The sequence below is a fragment of the Neisseria sicca VK64 genome, from assembly GCF_000260655.1.
Classification (GTDB): Bacteria; Pseudomonadota; Gammaproteobacteria; order Burkholderiales; family Neisseriaceae; genus Neisseria; species Neisseria sicca_B.
In genome coordinates this window covers 1-16,148 of the sequence record NZ_AJMT01000121.1, presented here as the reverse complement: position 1 = coordinate 16,148, position 16,148 = coordinate 1, and the positions used below count along the sequence as shown (strand labels likewise).

Here is a 16,148-nt window from a genome sequence, read left to right as displayed (position 1 = left end):
AGATAGTACGGCAAGGCGAGGCAACGCCGTACTGGTTTAAAGTTAATCCACTATAAACCACCATATCGTGTAAAGATTGGAATGTAAGGCGAAAGTTGTTGTAATTCAGTCAACAGAAAAAGTCAGATTGATATAGAATTTGGTTATCTGGATAATCCTGATTATAATGGTAGACATGAAAAAATATATCCCCATCTTATTTGCGTTGGCAGCACTTGCCGGTTGTGAGACCATTTATGTCCCAAGCTTGCAAGAAGTGCCTGTCCGTCCGACTAATGTTAAGCCTAATGTTAAAACGACTAAGGGTGAAAAATCTGCGGCGTTCAGTTTGGCTTCTTCGCATTGGAGTGATGTTTCAAAAATCCGCGATGAGGCAACGCGTTTGAGCTATCAGGTCAGCCAAGGAAAAATGACCAAAGTTCAAGCTGCCCAATATCTGAACAAGTTCCGCATTCAACTTGTTGGCCGTAATGTCGTGGATGACAGCGTATATGAGGTTTATCTGCGTTCTGCCGTTGACAGCCAACGAGGCGAAATCAATACCGAACAATCCAAGCTGTATATCCAAAACGCCTTGCGCGGATGGCAGCAACGCTGGAAAAATATGGGTAACAAACCTTCTAATCCGGCATTTACCAACTTCCTGATGGAAGTCATGAATATGACTCCGTTGAAATAAGTTTCTCATTTCAAACAAAAGGTCGTCTGAAAATTTTCAGACGACCTTTTGTTTTGTGGATGTCGATATTTATGATGTTTTACGCAGCAGCTTCTCGGTTGCCAGTCTTGCCCGCTCTTTGATGTCTTCCGTCAGGTAAGTTTTCATCTGGCTGTACACCAAAGTAATGACGGCAATGTCGTCGCTGAATCCCAAAGGACCCAGCAAATCGGGAATGCTGTCGATAGGGCTGAGGAAGTAAACCAATGCGCCGACGATAATCATTTTGGCGCGTCTGGGGGTGTGAGGGGAGTCCCAAAGATAATACAGCGCATACAACTGGCGTACGATGGGTTCGCCCAACCGACCTGCAAAACGGGCGAGTTTATTGAGAAAACCCGTTTTATCCAAATTGCGCCTTCTGAATTTGGGGATAAAGTTTTCCGGATCGGAAGAATGGGTGTATTGTTTTTCTTCGGAATGTTTCATAACAAGCCTCACAGTAATTGAGTGGGAAGGGTTTGTCGTAATGCGGGCAAAGTATAAAACGGAGTAAGGCAAAGAAATGTCAGTATAGTGCAGTTTTGTGATAGGCGCTGAAGAGGTCGTCTGAAACATACCGATTGCAGGCGTTGAATGTAATGTTTTTGCAGTTCGATTTATATTCGAATTTTGTGGTTATTGGATTATAAAAATAATATTTATTTCTATTTATATATTATAAAAACAAAGATATTAAGATGGTATTTCAGGGCATGAAAGCCATATGGAGGTTGCCGAATGGCAGTTGAAGCGGTATTGGTTCAATTATTAATGGATAGTGTTTTGTTATTGGTACAGTTTATGATGTTTTTTGGTAAAATTTATTAGATTGTTTATAAATTAGACTGTTCAAAATCGGATAAAACAGGTAAATTATAGTTTATGTAACTCGATGTAATTTGAGTTATTGGTTTTGAGCTGATAAAAAAATACAGAGGAACTGGCTATGTCCGTCAAACCGCGTCCTGTCTTTTTGGAGATTCCCAATATACGGTTGCCTATACCGGGAATTGTCTCCATCTTGCACCGCATCAGCGGGGTAGGGTTATTTATAATGCTTCCCGTTTTGCTGTATCTCCTGTCCGGTACGTTGAGCCGCGAGTCGGCGTTTGAAACTTACCGTGCCATCGTTTCCAATCCTTTGGTCAAGTTGATTTTAATCGGCGTGTTATGGGCTTATCTGCACCATTTTCTCGCCGGTATCCGTTTTTTATTTTTAGATGCACACAAAGGCCTTGAGCTGAATACTGCGCGCAATACCGCCAAATTGGTGTTTGCTGCCGCGCTGGTGTTGACCGTCGTTTTGGGAGCGTTGTTATGGTAGAGCGTAAATTGACCGGTGCGCATTACGGTTTGCGCGATTGGGCGATGCAGCGTGCGACTGCGGTTATCATGTTGATCTATACCGTTGCACTTTTAGTGATTCTGTTTACCCTGCCTAAAGAATATTCGGCATGGCAGGCATTTTTCGATCAAGTTTGGGTGAAAGTGTTCACTCAAGTCAGCTTTATCGCTGTATTTTTGCACGCTTGGGTGGGTATCCGCGATTTGTGGATGGACTATATCAAACCCTTCGGCGTGCGTTTGTTTTTGCAGGTTGCCACCATCGTTTGGTTGGTCGGCTGCTTGGTGTATTCAGTTAAAGTAATTTGGGGGTAAGTATGGGTTTTCCTGTTCGCAAGTTTGATGCCGTGATTGTCGGCGGTGGTGGTGCAGGTTTACGCGCAGCCCTCCAATTATCCAAATCCGGTCTGAATTGAGCCGTTTTGTCTAAAGTGTTCCCGACCCGTTCGCATACCGTAGCGGCGCAGGGCGGTATTTCTGCCTCTTTGGGCAATGTGCAGGAGGACCGTTGGGACTGGCACATGTACGATACTGTGAAAGGTTCCGACTGGCTGGGCGACCAAGATGCGATTGAGTTTATGTGTCGCGCCGCGCCTGAAGCTGTGATTGAGTTGGAACACATGGGTATGCCTTTTGACCGCGTGGAAAGCGGCAAAATTTATCAGCGTCCTTTTGGCGGTCATACTGCCGAACACGGTAAACGCGCGGTAGAACGTGCTTGCGCGGTTGCCGACCGTACCGGTCATGCGATGCTGCATACCCTGTATCAACAAAACGTCCGTGCCAATACGCAATTCTTTGTGGAATGGACGGCGCAAGATTTGATTCGTGATGAAAACGGCGATGTCGTCGGTGTGACTGCCATGGAAATGGAAACCGGCGAAGTTTATATTTTCCACGCTAAAGCCGTGATGTTTGCTACCGGCGGCGGCGGCCGTATTTATGCGTCTTCCACCAATGCCTATATGAACACCGGCGACGGTTTGGGTATTTGCGCCCGTGCAGGCATTCCGTTGGAAGATATGGAGTTCTGGCAATTCCACCCGACCGGCGTGGCAGGTGCAGGCGTGTTGATTACCGAAGGCGTACGCGGTGAGGGCGGTATTCTGTTGAATGCTGACGGCGAACGCTTTATGGAACGCTATGCGCCGACCGTAAAAGACTTGGCTTCGCGCGACGTAGTTTCTCGCGCGATGGCGATGGAAATCTACGAAGGTCGAGGCTGTGGCAAAAACAAAGACCATGTATTGCTGAAAATCGACCATATTGGTGCCGAAAAAATTATGGAAAAACTGCCGGGCATCCGCGAGATTTCCATTCAGTTTGCCGGTATCGACCCGATTAAAGATCCGATTCCCGTTGTGCCGACTACCCACTACATGATGGGCGGTATTCCGACCAACTACCACGGCGAAGTCGTTGTTCCGCAAGGCGACGAATATGAAGTGCCGGTGAAAGGTCTGTACGCAGCGGGCGAGTGCGCTTGTGCTTCTGTGCACGGTGCGAACCGTTTAGGTACCAACTCTCTGTTGGACTTGGTGGTGTTCGGTAAAGCTGCCGGCGACAGCATGATTAAATTCATCAAAGAGCAAAGCGATTGGAAACCGCTGCCTGCCGATGCCGGCGAGCTGACCCGCCAACGTATCGAACGCTTGGATAACCAAACCGGTGGCGAAAACGTTGATGCGCTGCGCCGCGAACTGCAACGTTCCGTCCAACTGCATGCCGGCGTGTTCCGTACCGATGAGATTCTCAGCAAAGGCGTTCGAGAAATTATGGCGATTGCCGAGCGTGTGAAGCGTACTGAAATCAAAGACAAGAGCAAAGTGTGGAATACCGCGCGTATCGAAGCTTTGGAATTGGATAATCTGATTGAAGTGGCAAAAGCGACTTTGGTGTCTGCCGAAGCACGTAAAGAATCACGCGGCGCGCACGCTTCAGACGACCATCCTGAGCGCGATGACGAAAACTGGATGAAACACACGCTGTATCATTCAGATACCAATACCTTGTCCTACAAACCGGTGCACACCCAGCCTTTGAGCGTGGAATACATCAAACCGGCCAAGCGCGTTTACTGATGCGTTTTCAGACGACCTCTGTATCACAAGGGGTCGTCTGAAAATCAAATACACCACCACACTGAACAGCCTGAACCCATAACATAAAACCATCAGGCGGTTTATGAGAAAAGGAACACTTCTCATGGAAAAAATGAGTTTTGAAATTTACCGTTACAATCCGGACGTTGATGCCAAACCATATATGCAACGTTACGAGTTGGAACTGGAACCTACCGACGTGAAACTTTTGGACGCGCTGGTGCGCCTGAAAGCGCAAGACGATACCCTGTCTTTCCGCCGTTCCTGCCGCGAAGGTATTTGCGGTTCGGACGGTATGAACATCAACGGCAAAAACGGCTTGGCGTGTCTGACCGATTTACGCAGCCTGAAACAACCAGTCAAAATCCGTCCACTGCCCGGTCTGCCCGTCATCCGCGACCTGATTGTGGACATGACCCAGTTCTTCAAACAATACCATTCCATCAAGCCTTACGTCGTTAACGACAATCCGATCGATGCCGACAAAGAGCGTCTGCAAACTCAGGAAGAGCGTAAAGAGCTGGACGGCTTGTACGAATGTATTTTGTGCGCCTGCTGCTCGACTGCCTGTCCGTCGTTCTGGTGGAATCCCGACAAATTCGTCGGTCCGTCCGGTTTGCTGAATGCCTACCGCTTCATTGCCGACAGCCGCGATACCATTACCAACGAGCGTTTGGATAATTTGAACGACCCGTATCGCCTGTTCCGCTGCCATACCATCATGAACTGCGTGGACGTCTGTCCTAAACACTTGAATCCGACCCGTGCCATCGGTAAGATTAAAGAAATTATGTTGAAACGAGCCGTTTAAGAAATGATGGTTTTTGACGATATTGCCAAACGGAAAATCCGTTTTCAAACCCGCCGGGGATTATTGGAGTTAGATTTGATTTTCGGCAGGTTTATGGAAAAAGAATTCGAGCATTTGAGCGATAAAGAGCTGTCCGAGTTTTCCGAAATCCTTGAGTTTCAAGATCAAGAACTTCTTGCTCTGATCAACGGACATTCGGCGACAGACAAGGAACACCTTATCCCCATGCTTGAAAAAATCAGACAAGCTTGACGTATTGGAAATCCGCCTGCCTTTCGGCGGATTTCTAGGATACGGAGGTCGTCTGAAAATAAAGACCGTGCTGCATAGGCAGCAACGAAAGCCCCAACCTACAAAGGAGCGATAAATATGTCCAAATCAATTAAACTCAACGTACCCAATCAAGAGGATTTAGAACTGCCCGTATTGGAAGCGAGCATCGGTCATGACGTGGTCGATATCCGCGCACTGACGAAAAACACAGGCTTATTCTCATTCGACCCCGGGTTCGTTTCAACAGCAAGCTGCGAATCCAAAATCACTTATATCGACGGCGACAAAGGTCTGCTGTATTACCGTGGTTATCCCATCGAACAACTTGCCGAAAAATCCGATTATTTGGAAGTCTGCTACCTGCTGATTTACGGCGAACTGCCGACGCTTGAGCAAAAGGCAGAATTTGACAATACCGTCCGCCGTCATACGATGGTGCATGAACAGCTGACTTGGTTCTTCCGTGGCTTCCGTCGCGATGCGCATCCGATGGCGATGATGGTCGGCGTGGTCGGTGCATTGTCTGCGTTCTATCAAGACAGTCTGGACATTACGAACCCCGAACACCGAAAAATCGCGATTTACCGCCTGATTTCCAAAATTCCGACGATTGCAGCAATGTGCTACCGCTATTCCAACGGTCTGCCGTTCAATTATCCGAGAAACAACCTCTCTTATTCCGAAAATTTCATGCACATGATGTTTGCCACACCATGTGAAGACTACAAACCCAATCCTGTATTGGCACGCGCGCTCGACCGCATCTTTATCCTTCATGCCGACCACGAGCAAAACGCATCGACTTCGACCGTCCGTCTGGCAGGTTCTTCAGGTGCGAACCCGTTTGCCTGTATCGCTGCCGGTATTGCCTGTCTGTGGGGTGCGTCCCACGGCGGCGCGAACGAAGCTGTCTTGAAAATGTTGGACGAAATCGGCGATGTGTCCCGTGTTGCCGAATATATGGAAGGCGTGAAACAGCGTAAATACCGCCTGATGGGCTTCGGACACCGTGTGTACCGCAATATGGATCCGCGCGCCAGCATCATGCGTGAAACCTGTTATGAAGTACTGAAAGAATTGGGCTTGGAAGACAGTCCGAAATTCAAGCTGGCAATGGAATTGGAACAAATTGCTCTGAAAGACCCGTTCTTCGTAGAGCGCAAGCTGTACCCCAACGTCGACTTCTACTCCGGTATTGTCCTGTCCGCGCTGGGCATTCCGACCGAAATGTTTACCGTCATCTTTGCCCTGTCACGCAGCGTGGGCTGGATTTCGCACTGGCATGAAATGATCGGCGATCCTTCGCTGAAAATCGGCCGTCCGCGCCAACTTTATACCGGTGCGGAACGCCGCGATTATGTGCCGGCGGATAAACGCTGAAAATCGGTATATTAATATGTTGTCAGAACTTCATTTGAGAAAGCCGAATAGTTTTTTTAAATAAGTTTGTCTGCAGCAAACGAAACAGATACAAGTAATTTGGCTGGAAATAGGGTAGAATGAAGTGTCATTTCAAACGGCATGGATTCCGTTGAAACACATGGAATTCTACCCTTTGTTTATATTTTAAAGAAAAGAGCTCGCGTCATGATGGATGAAAAACTCAATTTTTCTTATCTGTTCGGTTCAAATGCTCCCTACATCGAGGAGTTGTATGAGAATTTCCTGGAAAACCCCAATTCGGTCGATGAAAAATGGAAGCAGTATTTCACCGACTTAAGCAAGCAGCCCGGTGCGGCGGATGTTGATATCGCCCATGCTCCGATCCGTGAATCCTTCGCCAATTTGGCAAAAACCAAATCGACAGCGGCTATTGCCGGCGGTATGGATGAAGCCATGATGAAGAAACAGGTCGGCGTACTGCGGTTGATTTCTGCTTACCGTATTCAAGGTGTGGGCGCTGCTCAGCTTGACCCGCTCAAACGTATCCCGCCACGCAACATTGAAGCCCTCGATCCCAAATTCCACGGACTGAATGATGCCGATATGGCGGTTCAGTTCAATATGGGCGAGGGCGATTTTTCCGGCCAAAGCAAACTGCCCCTGTCCCAAATCATCAGCAACCTCAAGCAAACCTACTGCGGCCACCTCGCATTGGAATACATCTACATTCCCAATACCGAAGAGCGCCGCTGGTTGCGCAATTATTTTGAGGATGTGCTGTCCACCCCGAGTTACAGTGCCGAACAGAAACGCCGCATCCTGAAAGAAATGACCGCTGCCGAGACTTTGGAGCGTTATCTGCATACCAAATATGTCGGTCAGAAACGCTTTGGCGTAGAAGGTGGCGAGAGCGTGATTGCCGGTCTGAATTACCTCATTCAAAACGCAGGTAAAGACGGCGTCGAAGAAGTCATAATTGGTATGGCACACCGAGGTCGTCTGAATGTCTTGGTCAACATTTTGGGCAAGAAACCGGGCGATTTGTTTGCCGAATTTGAAGGCCGTGCCGAAATCAAACTGCCCAGCGGCGACGTGAAATACCACATGGGGTTCAGCTCCGACATCGCTACGCCGAACGGTCCGATGCACGTTTCTTTGGCGTTCAACCCGTCTCACTTGGAAATCGTGAATCCTGTTGTTGAAGGTTCTGCACGCGCCAAACAAAAACGCCTGGGCGAAAACGGTCGCGACAAAGTATTGCCCGTATTGATTCATGGCGACTCTGCATTTGTCGGCTTGGGCGTCAACCAAGCGACGTTCAATCTGTCCAAAACGCGCGGCTACACCACCGGCGGTACGGTCCACATCGTCATCAACAACCAAATCGGCTTTACCACCTCCGATACCCGCGACACCCGTTCGACCGTGCATTGTACCGACGTGGCGAAAATGGTTTCCGCTCCGGTCATCCATGTCAACGGCGACGATCCGGAACGCGTTTGCTTCGCCATCCAAGCCGCTTTGGACTACCGTAAGAAATTCAACAAAGACATCGTGATCGATGTCGTCTGCTACCGCAAATGGGGCCACAACGAGGGCGACGATCCGACCCTGACCCAGCCGATGATGTACAAAAAAGTATCGCAACACCCCGGTGCGCGTGCTTTGTACACTGAGCAACTGATTGCAGAAGGCGTGGTAACGCAGGCAGAAGCCGACGGCTATATCCAAGCCTACCGCGATGCTTTGGACAAAGGCGAACATGTCGAGCAAACGACGTTGAGCAACTTCCAACGCACGCAAATCGACTGGAGCAAATACCAAGGTAAAGACTGGCGCGAAGATGTGGAAACCGGCCTGCCCGCTGCCGACATCGAGCGTCTTGCCGAGAAATTTACCGCCGTTCCCGAAGGCTTTGCACTGCATCCGACTGCCAAACGCGTGCTCGAAGCGCGCAAAGGCATGGCTGCGGGCAGTCAGCCGATTGACTGGGGTATGGCGGAAACCCTCGCATACGCCAGCCTGGTCACCAAAGGCCACGGCGTGCGCATTTCCGGCGAAGACTCCGGACGCGGTACGTTCTCACACCGCCATGCCGTATTGCACGACCAAAAACGCGAAAAATGGGATGACGGCACTTATGTACCGCTGCGCAATATGGGCGAAGGCGCAGGCGAATTCCTCGTCATTGACTCCATCTTGAATGAAGAAGCGGTCATGGCGTTCGAATACGGTTTTGCCTGCTCCGCGCCCGACAAACTGACCATTTGGGAAGCGCAGTTCGGCGACTTTGCCAACGGCGCGCAAGTGACCATCGACCAATTCCTGTCGTCCGGCGAAACCAAATGGGGCCGTCTCTGCGGTCTGACCACCATCCTGCCGCACGGCTACGACGGTCAGGGTCCGGAACACTCATCCGGCCGCGTAGAACGTTGGTTGCAACTGTGCTCCGAACACAATATGCAAATCATCATGCCGTCTGAAGCGTCGCAAATGTTCCACCTGCTGCAACGCCAAGTCTTGGGTTCGTACCGCAAACCGCTGGTGATTTTCATGTCCAAACGCCTGTTGCGCTTCAAAGGTGCGATGAGCCCGCTGGAAAACTTTACCGAAGGTTCGCGCTTCCGTCCCGTTATCGGCGATACCGCCGAGCGTGGCAACAATGAAAGCGTGAAACGCGTGATTCTTTGCGCCGGACAGGTTTACTACGATTTGGAAGCAGGCCGCGCCGAGCGCAAACTGGAAAACGATGTCGCCATCGTCCGCGTCGAGCAGCTTTATCCGTTCCCATACGACGAGGTGCGCGCAGAGTTGGCGAAATATCCGAACGCGAAATCCGTGGTTTGGGCGCAAGAAGAGCCGAAAAACCAGGGCGCGTTCTACCAAATCCGCCACCGCTTGGAAGACGTTATCGGCGAAAGTCAAAAACTGTCTTATGCCGGCCGTCCGAGCAGCGCATCGCCAGCCGTCGGCTATATGAGCAAACACGTCGCCCAGCTGAAACAACTGGTTGAAGACGCAATGACGCTGTAACGCAATACGGTGCGGCGTTCCGAATGAAACACTCAGACGGAACGCCCGCCAAACAAAAGAGATAACACACAACAGGTCGTCTGAAAACCAACGACCATCCGGAGACACAAAATGATTATTGATGTAAAAGTACCCATGCTGTCCGAAAGCGTATCCGAAGGCACGCTCTTGGAATGGAAGAAAAAAGTCGGCGAAGCCGTAGCGCGCGACGAAATCCTGATTGACATCGAAACCGACAAAGTGGTTTTGGAAGTACCTTCCCCACAAGCCGGCGTATTGGTTGAAATCATCGCCCAAAACGGCGAAACCGTTGCCGCCGAACAAGTATTGGCACGCATCGATACCGCAGCAACCGCTTCCGCTTCTGCTGAAACCCCAGCCGCCGCGCCTGCGCCTGAAGCTGCTCCCGCTGCTGCGCAAACCAATGCCGCCATGCCTGCCGCCGCCAAACTGGCAGCGGAAACCGGCGTGGATGTGAACGCGCTGCAAGGTTCCGGCCGCGACGGTCGCGTCTTGAAAGAAGACGTGCAAAACGCCGCCGCCAAACCAGCCGCTGCGCCAGCTGCCGCGCCTGCGCCTGTTCCCGCGGGTGCGCGTCCGGAGCAACGCGTTCCGATGAGCCGCCTGCGCGCCCGTGTTGCCGAGCGTCTCTTGGCTTCGCAACAGGAAAACGCGATTCTGACTACGTTCAACGAAGTCAACATGAAACCCATCATGGACTTGCGCGCGAAATACAAAGAAAAATTCGAGAAAGAACACGGTACCAAACTCGGCTTCATGTCTTTCTTCGTCAAAGCAGCCGTTGCCGCGCTGAAAAAATATCCGGTGGTCAATGCTTCCGTTGACGGCAACGACATTGTTTATCACGGTTACTTCGACATCGGTATCGCCATCGGCAGCCCGCGCGGTCTGGTCGTTCCGATTCTGCGTGATGCCGACCAAATGAGCATTGCCGACATCGAACAAGCCATCGTTGATTACGCCAAAAAAGCCAAAGACGGCAAAATCGCGCTGGAAGATTTGACCGGCGGTACGTTCAGCATTACCAACGGCGGTACATTCGGCTCTATGATGTCCACCCCGATTATCAACCCACCGCAATCCGCCATTTTGGGTATGCACGCGACCAAAGAGCGCGCAGTCGTGGAAAACGGTCAAGTCGTCGTCCGTCCGATGATGTATCTGGCGCTCTCTTACGACCACCGCATCATCGACGGCCGCGAAGCCGTGCTGACTTTGGTTGCCATCAAAGACGCGCTGGAAGATCCGGCCCGCCTGTTGTTGGATCTGTAAACGCCGCCAAAGGGATATAAAGCGGATAAAAACAAAGCAGTTTGAAATCGGGCTGCTTACTGGCTTTCAGACGACCTTGAAACAAAAAAAGGTCGTCTGAAAACAGCGGGATGTTTGAAATCTAAGGGAGAATATGGTTTGTTGCTGCCATTTTCCGTGCAGAAGCAAACGGTATGAAAATCCATAGGAGTATATCCATGAAACCCATTTCCCTGTTTCCGCTTTTGGCTGTCGTTTCCCTGCTTGGCTCGTGTGCCGCATTCGAAGGCAAGGAATATTCCGTCAACGCTTATGATGCGCGCGGCAGAATGTTGAACAAGCGTTTTGAAATGGACAGCAACAAAGCAGGCATTCCCGTTGCCCGCAGCGTTTTGTGCAAACGCTATCCGCACGCTACCGTCCGCGTTTACAACAATTTCACTGGACAGGAAGTCAGGGAATACAGCCCGCATTCCTGTCGCCGTTGATGCGTCCGAACCAATCGGGCTGAAGTTTCAAAAGGTCGTGCCTGCGGGCAGGCTTCGTACTCTGAAAAGGGCAGAATGAGTTTTAACTGCGTTGAAGCCGCGCTTTCAGACGACCTCTTATGCAAAATATAGTGGATGAACTCTTGCCGAAGGTTTTCCTGCGGCAAAAATGTCAAACAAAGGATTTTTCACATGTCTCAATACGATGTAGTAGTCATCGGCGCAGGCCCCGGCGGATATGTTGCCGCCATCCGCGCCGCCCAACTGGGTTTCAAAACCGCCTGTGTTGATGCGGGCGTCAACAAAGCAGGCGACGCGCCCGCGCTGGGCGGTACCTGCCTGAACGTCGGCTGCATTCCTTCCAAAGCCCTGTTGCAATCCAGCGAACATTTCCACGCTGCGCAGCATGATTTTGCCGAACACGGCATCAGCGTCGGCGACATCAAATTCGACGCAGCGAAAATGATTGCACGCAAAGACGCCATCGTAACCAAGCTCACCGGCGGCGTGAAATTCCTGTTCCAAAAAAACAAAGTAACCAGCCTGTTCGGTACGGCTTCATTTGCCGGCAAAAACGGTGATGCTTACCAAATCGAAGTCGATAACAAAGGCGAAAAAACCGTTATCGAAGCCAAACATGTCATCGTAGCGACCGGTTCCGTACCGCGTCCGTTGCCACAGGTTGCCATCGATAATGTAAACGTATTGGACAACGAAGGCGCATTGAACCTGACCGAAGTGCCCGCCAAACTGGGCGTCATCGGTTCGGGCGTGATTGGTTTGGAAATGGGTTCTGTATGGAACCGCGTCGGTTCGCAGGTCACCATCCTCGAAGCCATGCCGACCTTCCTTGTCGCCGCCGACCAGCAAATTGCCAAAGAAGCCTTCAAATACTTCACCAAAGAGCAGGGCTTGAACATCGAACTGGGCGTGAAAATCGGCGACATCAAATCTGAAGGCAAAGGCGTGTCCGTTGCCTACCAAACTGCCGCAGGCGAAGCCAAAACCGAAGTATTCGACAAACTCATCGTCGCCATCGGTCGCATTCCGAACACCAAAGGCTTGAACGCCGAAGCTATCGGCTTGGAAAAAGACGAGCGCGGCTTTATCAAAGTGGACGGCGAATGCCGCACCAACCTGCCTAATGTCTGGGCAATCGGCGACGTGGTTCGCGGCCCGATGCTGGCGCACAAAGCCAGCGACGAAGGCGTGGCGGTTGCCGAGCGCATCGCCGGTCAGAAACCGCATATCGACTTCAACAGCGTACCGTTTGTGATTTACACCGACCCCGAAATCGCCTGGGTCGGCAAAACCGAAGAGCAGCTCAAAGCCGAAGGCGTGGAATACAAAAAAGGCACTTCCGGCTTCGGTGCAAACGGTCGCGCGTTGGCAATGGGTAAGGCAAAAGGTACGGTCAAAGTGTTGGCAGATGCCAAAACCGACCGCATTTTGGGCGTACACATGATCGGCCCGGTTGTCAGCGAATTGGTCACTGAAGGCGTCACTGCGCTCGAATTCTTCGCCAGCAGCGAAGACATCGCACGCATCATCCATGCCCACCCGACCTTGTCCGAGGTGGTTCACGAAGCCGCACTGGCCGCCGACAAGCGCGCTTTGCATGGCTGATGAGGTCAAGTAAAGCATAAAAGGTCGTCTGAAAAAGTTTCAGACGACCTTTTCGGAAAGATGAATGTTCGGAAGCAATGTTCCGATAGGTATAGAGGGAAAATAGGGCATATCAGTTGCCATTGTTCTCTTGTCGGAATGACGATTTAAGCATTTTCTATGAATCTACGATAGTGGGTTAAGTTTAAATTCAGGACAAGGCGACGAAGCCGCAGACAGTACAGATAGTACGGCAAGGCGAGGCAACGCAGTACTGGTTTAAACTTGAACCACTATATATAATCGGCGACACATTCACAGACAGCATTTGATTATGAATAAAGAAGTAATCGGTATCCTGTTTATACCGATGGGCATCATCAGCATGTGTATGGCCGCGTTGTGGCAGATGTATGTGATGATGACCGAAACTTATACGCTCAACCGCTTCAAAGACAAAGAATTGGTTTGGCGCGTGGCATTGTTGTTTATCAGTTTCAGCCTTGCCGTTTACCTGCTCTGCCCGAATTCGCGTAAAAAAGGCATCGTCTTTTTTATCCTCGGGGGCGGCGGCGCAATCATGTATCTGCTTGCGCGGATGTGGTTGCCGTTCAGCAAGTGAAACGACGATTTTCCGACCGCCGAAAGGTCGTCTGAAACGCACGGGGTTGTCATTTATGGGCAGTCTCAGGGCATTCCACTAATCTAAAGGAGAAATCCATGAATCTACACGAGTATCAGGCTAAAGAACTGCTGGCAAGCTACGGCTTGCCCGTGCAAGGCGGTATTTTGGCGCACAACGGCGAAGAAGCCGCAGCCGCTTACGACAAACTGGGCGGCAAATTTGCCGTCGTTAAAGCCCAAGTCCACGCAGGCGGACGCGGTAAAGCGGGCGGCGTAAAAGTCGTCAAAAGCCGTGAAGAAGCCAAAGAAGTGGCAGAAAGCCTGATTGGCACCAATTTGGTTACTTATCAAACCGATGCCAACGGTCAGCCGGTCAACAGCGTTTTGGTTTGCGAAGACATGTATCCGGTGCAAACCGAGCTGTATTTGGGCGCGGTGGTCGACCGTTCTACCCGTCGCATCACATTCATGGCTTCGACCGAAGGCGGTGTGGAAATCGAAAAAGTTGCCGCTGAAACCCCTGAAAAAATCTTCAAAGTAACCGTTGACCCGCTGGTCGGCCTGCAACCCTGCCAAGCGCGTGAAGTTGCGTTCCAACTGGGCTTGAAAGACAAACAAATCAACGAGTTCGTCAAACTGATGACCGGCGCGTACAAAGCGTTTGTCGACAACGACTTCGCCCTGTTTGAAGTGAACCCGCTGGCAGTCCGCGAAAACGGCGCACTGGCCTGCGTGGACGGCAAAATCGGTATCGACAGCAACGCGCTCTACCGCCTGCCGAAAATCGCTGAATTGCGTGACAAATCTCAAGAAAACGAACGCGAGCTGAAAGCATCCGAATTCGACCTGAACTACGTTGCGCTGGAAGGCAACATCGGCTGTATGGTGAACGGCGCAGGTTTGGCGATGGCAACCATGGACATCATCAAACTCAAAGGCGGCCAACCTGCCAACTTCTTGGACGTAGGCGGCGGCGCAACCAAAGAGCGCGTAGTTGAAGCGTTCAAACTGATTCTCGAAGACAAATCCGTCAAAGGCGTATTGATCAACATCTTCGGCGGTATCGTCCGTTGCGACATGATCGCGGAAGCCATCGTGGCAGCCGTTAAAGAAATCAACGTTGACGTGCCTGTCGTTGTCCGTCTGGAAGGCAACAACGCCGAACTCGGCGCGAAAATCCTGAACGAATCAGGTCTGAAACTGACTTCCGCCGACGGCCTGAATGACGCAGCCGAAAAAATTGTCGCAGCCGTAAACGCCTAAGGAGAAAAGAATGAGCGTATTGATTAATAAAGACACCAAAGTATTGGTTCAAGGTTTCACCGGTAAAAACGGTACTTTCCACTCCGAACAAGCTCTGGCTTACGGCACTAAAGTCGTCGGCGGCGTTACCCCGGGCAAAGGCGGTCAAACCCACCTGAACCTGCCCGTGTTCAACACCATGAAAGAAGCGGTTAAAGAAACCGGCGCAGACGCATCCGTAATTTACGTTCCCGCTCCGTTTGTGTTGGATTCTATCGTTGAAGCTGTTGATTCCGGCGTAGGCTTGGTGGTTGTGATTACCGAAGGCGTACCGACTCTGGACATGCTCAAAGCCAAACGCTATTTGGAAACCAACGGCAACGGTACCCGTTTGGTCGGCCCTAACTGCCCGGGCGTGATTACTCCGGGCGAGTGCAAAATCGGCATTATGCCGGGCCACATCCACACTCCGGGCCGCATCGGCATCATTTCCCGTTCCGGTACATTGACTTACGAAGCCGTGGCACAAACCACCAAACTGGGCTTGGGTCAATCAACCTGTATCGGTATCGGCGGCGACCCGATTCCGGGCATGAACCAAATCGACGCGCTGAAACTCTTCCAAGAAGACCCCGATACCGACGCCATTATCATGATTGGTGAAATCGGCGGTACTGCGGAAGAAGAAGCAGCCGAATACATCCAATCCAACGTAACCAAACCTGTTGTCGGCTACATCGCAGGTGTGACCGCTCCTAAAGGCAAACGCATGGGCCACGCCGGTGCGATTATCTCCGGCGGCAAAGGTACTGCGGAAGAAAAATTCGCCGCTTTCGAAAAAGCCGGCATCGCCTACACCCGCAGCCCTGCCGAATTGGGCAGCACCATGCTGGAAGTGTTGAAAGCAAAAGGCTTGGCGTAACGCTTGGTCGTTTTGACTGAAAAGCTGAAAGGTCGTCTGAAAACTTGGAAACAGGTTTTCAGACGACCTTTTTACTTGGTTTGCCATAATCTGCAAATTTCGTTAGGCGTTTGTTTCCAGCGTTATAGTGGTTTAAAGTTAATCCACTATATCGTACAGATTGTCGCATAAGCTACATAAATTGTCGGATATTCTATACTTTGCAGTGTTATCTTTAATTTTTATTCAATATATAATCATTCTCAAAAAACAAATCAATCATATCAACATCTTCCTATCATACTTTTTCAGACGACCTTACTCATATGTGAATTCATTTCCCATTAAGGAGCAGTTATGAACAGCCTGT

13 protein-coding genes and 2 pseudogenes are annotated in these 16,148 nt (G+C 50.7%); 14 read left to right on the top strand and 1 reads right to left on the bottom strand.

The window, feature by feature from the left end; all coding sequences use genetic code 11:
• The first annotated feature begins 166 nt into the window (after positions 1-166).
• Positions 167-679 (top strand): lipoprotein, encoded by a 513-nt coding sequence (locus HMPREF1051_RS07475; RefSeq protein WP_003755569.1) that lies wholly within the window; start codon positions 167-169, stop codon positions 677-679.
• A gap of 69 nt (positions 680-748) precedes the next feature.
• Here the strand turns inward: HMPREF1051_RS07475 and HMPREF1051_RS07470 are convergent, their stop codons facing one another.
• Positions 749-1,147 carry a YkvA family protein gene (locus tag HMPREF1051_RS07470; protein WP_003766569.1) on the bottom strand — a complete coding sequence of 133 codons (399 nt, stop codon included), beginning with the start codon at positions 1,145-1,147 and terminating at the stop codon, positions 749-751.
• A 499-nt stretch (positions 1,148-1,646) separates the two neighbouring features.
• Here HMPREF1051_RS07470 and sdhC point away from each other — a divergent pair, with 499 nt between their 5' ends.
• The 13 genes and pseudogenes from sdhC (at position 1,647) to sucD (ending at position 15,799) form a co-directional block, all read left to right on the top strand.
• On the top strand, positions 1,647-2,024 hold the full coding sequence (sdhC, locus tag HMPREF1051_RS07465; RefSeq protein WP_003779309.1) for a succinate dehydrogenase, cytochrome b556 subunit: 378 nt from the start codon (positions 1,647-1,649) through the stop codon (positions 2,022-2,024).
• On the top strand, positions 2,018-2,359 hold the full coding sequence (gene sdhD, locus HMPREF1051_RS07460; RefSeq protein ID WP_003741798.1) for a succinate dehydrogenase, hydrophobic membrane anchor protein: 342 nt from the start codon (positions 2,018-2,020) through the stop codon (positions 2,357-2,359). The genes sdhC and sdhD overlap by 7 nt, the downstream gene beginning before the upstream one ends.
• A gap of 2 nt (positions 2,360-2,361) precedes the next feature.
• A pseudogene (gene sdhA, locus HMPREF1051_RS07455) lies at positions 2,362-4,125 on the top strand (succinate dehydrogenase flavoprotein subunit).
• A gap of 124 nt (positions 4,126-4,249) precedes the next feature.
• Positions 4,250-4,957 carry a succinate dehydrogenase iron-sulfur subunit gene (locus HMPREF1051_RS07450; RefSeq protein ID WP_003678833.1) on the top strand — a complete coding sequence of 236 codons (708 nt, stop codon included), beginning with the start codon at positions 4,250-4,252 and terminating at the stop codon, positions 4,955-4,957.
• A gap of 3 nt (positions 4,958-4,960) precedes the next feature.
• Complete coding sequence (locus tag HMPREF1051_RS07445; protein WP_003755557.1) at positions 4,961-5,209, top strand: succinate dehydrogenase assembly factor 2; 249 nt, start codon at positions 4,961-4,963, stop codon at positions 5,207-5,209.
• A 117-nt stretch (positions 5,210-5,326) separates the two neighbouring features.
• On the top strand, positions 5,327-6,610 hold the full coding sequence (gene gltA / locus HMPREF1051_RS07440; protein WP_003755555.1) for a citrate synthase: 1,284 nt from the start codon (positions 5,327-5,329) through the stop codon (positions 6,608-6,610).
• 207 nt (positions 6,611-6,817) lie between these two features.
• Complete coding sequence (locus HMPREF1051_RS07435) at positions 6,818-9,646, top strand: 2-oxoglutarate dehydrogenase E1 component (RefSeq protein ID WP_003766559.1); 2,829 nt, start codon at positions 6,818-6,820, stop codon at positions 9,644-9,646.
• A 111-nt stretch (positions 9,647-9,757) separates the two neighbouring features.
• On the top strand, positions 9,758-10,939 hold the full coding sequence (odhB, locus tag HMPREF1051_RS07430; protein WP_003766557.1) for a 2-oxoglutarate dehydrogenase complex dihydrolipoyllysine-residue succinyltransferase: 1,182 nt from the start codon (positions 9,758-9,760) through the stop codon (positions 10,937-10,939).
• Between the two features lie 197 nt (positions 10,940-11,136).
• The gene (locus HMPREF1051_RS07425) at positions 11,137-11,406 is read left to right on the top strand and encodes a hypothetical protein (RefSeq protein ID WP_003766565.1); all 270 of its coding nucleotides are present in this window, start codon (positions 11,137-11,139) and stop codon (positions 11,404-11,406) included.
• A 192-nt stretch (positions 11,407-11,598) separates the two neighbouring features.
• Positions 11,599-13,032 carry a dihydrolipoyl dehydrogenase gene (gene lpdA / locus HMPREF1051_RS07420; protein ID WP_003766562.1) on the top strand — a complete coding sequence of 478 codons (1,434 nt, stop codon included), beginning with the start codon at positions 11,599-11,601 and terminating at the stop codon, positions 13,030-13,032.
• A 313-nt stretch (positions 13,033-13,345) separates the two neighbouring features.
• Entirely contained in the window at positions 13,346-13,633 is a 288-nt protein-coding gene (locus HMPREF1051_RS07415) for a hypothetical protein (protein ID WP_003755543.1), read from the top strand.
• A 95-nt stretch (positions 13,634-13,728) separates the two neighbouring features.
• Positions 13,729-14,898, top strand: a pseudogene (sucC, locus tag HMPREF1051_RS07410) (ADP-forming succinate--CoA ligase subunit beta); the annotation flags it as partial.
• Between the two features lie 10 nt (positions 14,899-14,908).
• Positions 14,909-15,799 (top strand): succinate--CoA ligase subunit alpha, encoded by an 891-nt coding sequence (gene sucD, locus HMPREF1051_RS07405; RefSeq protein WP_003745608.1) that lies wholly within the window; start codon positions 14,909-14,911, stop codon positions 15,797-15,799.
• Positions 15,800-16,148: the final 349 nt, after the last annotated feature.

What these genes read in the sequence shown, in the direction of transcription:
- HMPREF1051_RS07475 (WP_003755569.1), top strand. Translation starts at nt 167, where the DNA reads ATGGTAGACATGAAAAAATATATCCCCATCTTATTTGCGTTGGCAGCA.
- HMPREF1051_RS07470 (WP_003766569.1), bottom strand. Translation starts at nt 1,147, where the DNA reads ATGAAACATTCCGAAGAAAAACAATACACCCATTCTTCCGATCCGGAA.
- sdhC (WP_003779309.1), top strand. Translation starts at nt 1,647, where the DNA reads ATGTCCGTCAAACCGCGTCCTGTCTTTTTGGAGATTCCCAATATACGG.
- sdhD (WP_003741798.1), top strand. Translation starts at nt 2,018, where the DNA reads ATGGTAGAGCGTAAATTGACCGGTGCGCATTACGGTTTGCGCGATTGG.
- HMPREF1051_RS07450 (WP_003678833.1), top strand. Translation starts at nt 4,250, where the DNA reads ATGGAAAAAATGAGTTTTGAAATTTACCGTTACAATCCGGACGTTGAT.
- HMPREF1051_RS07445 (WP_003755557.1), top strand. Translation starts at nt 4,961, where the DNA reads ATGATGGTTTTTGACGATATTGCCAAACGGAAAATCCGTTTTCAAACC.
- gltA (WP_003755555.1), top strand. Translation starts at nt 5,327, where the DNA reads ATGTCCAAATCAATTAAACTCAACGTACCCAATCAAGAGGATTTAGAA.
- HMPREF1051_RS07435 (WP_003766559.1), top strand. Translation starts at nt 6,818, where the DNA reads ATGATGGATGAAAAACTCAATTTTTCTTATCTGTTCGGTTCAAATGCT.
- odhB (WP_003766557.1), top strand. Translation starts at nt 9,758, where the DNA reads ATGATTATTGATGTAAAAGTACCCATGCTGTCCGAAAGCGTATCCGAA.
- HMPREF1051_RS07425 (WP_003766565.1), top strand. Translation starts at nt 11,137, where the DNA reads ATGAAACCCATTTCCCTGTTTCCGCTTTTGGCTGTCGTTTCCCTGCTT.
- lpdA (WP_003766562.1), top strand. Translation starts at nt 11,599, where the DNA reads ATGTCTCAATACGATGTAGTAGTCATCGGCGCAGGCCCCGGCGGATAT.
- HMPREF1051_RS07415 (WP_003755543.1), top strand. Translation starts at nt 13,346, where the DNA reads ATGAATAAAGAAGTAATCGGTATCCTGTTTATACCGATGGGCATCATC.
- sucD (WP_003745608.1), top strand. Translation starts at nt 14,909, where the DNA reads ATGAGCGTATTGATTAATAAAGACACCAAAGTATTGGTTCAAGGTTTC.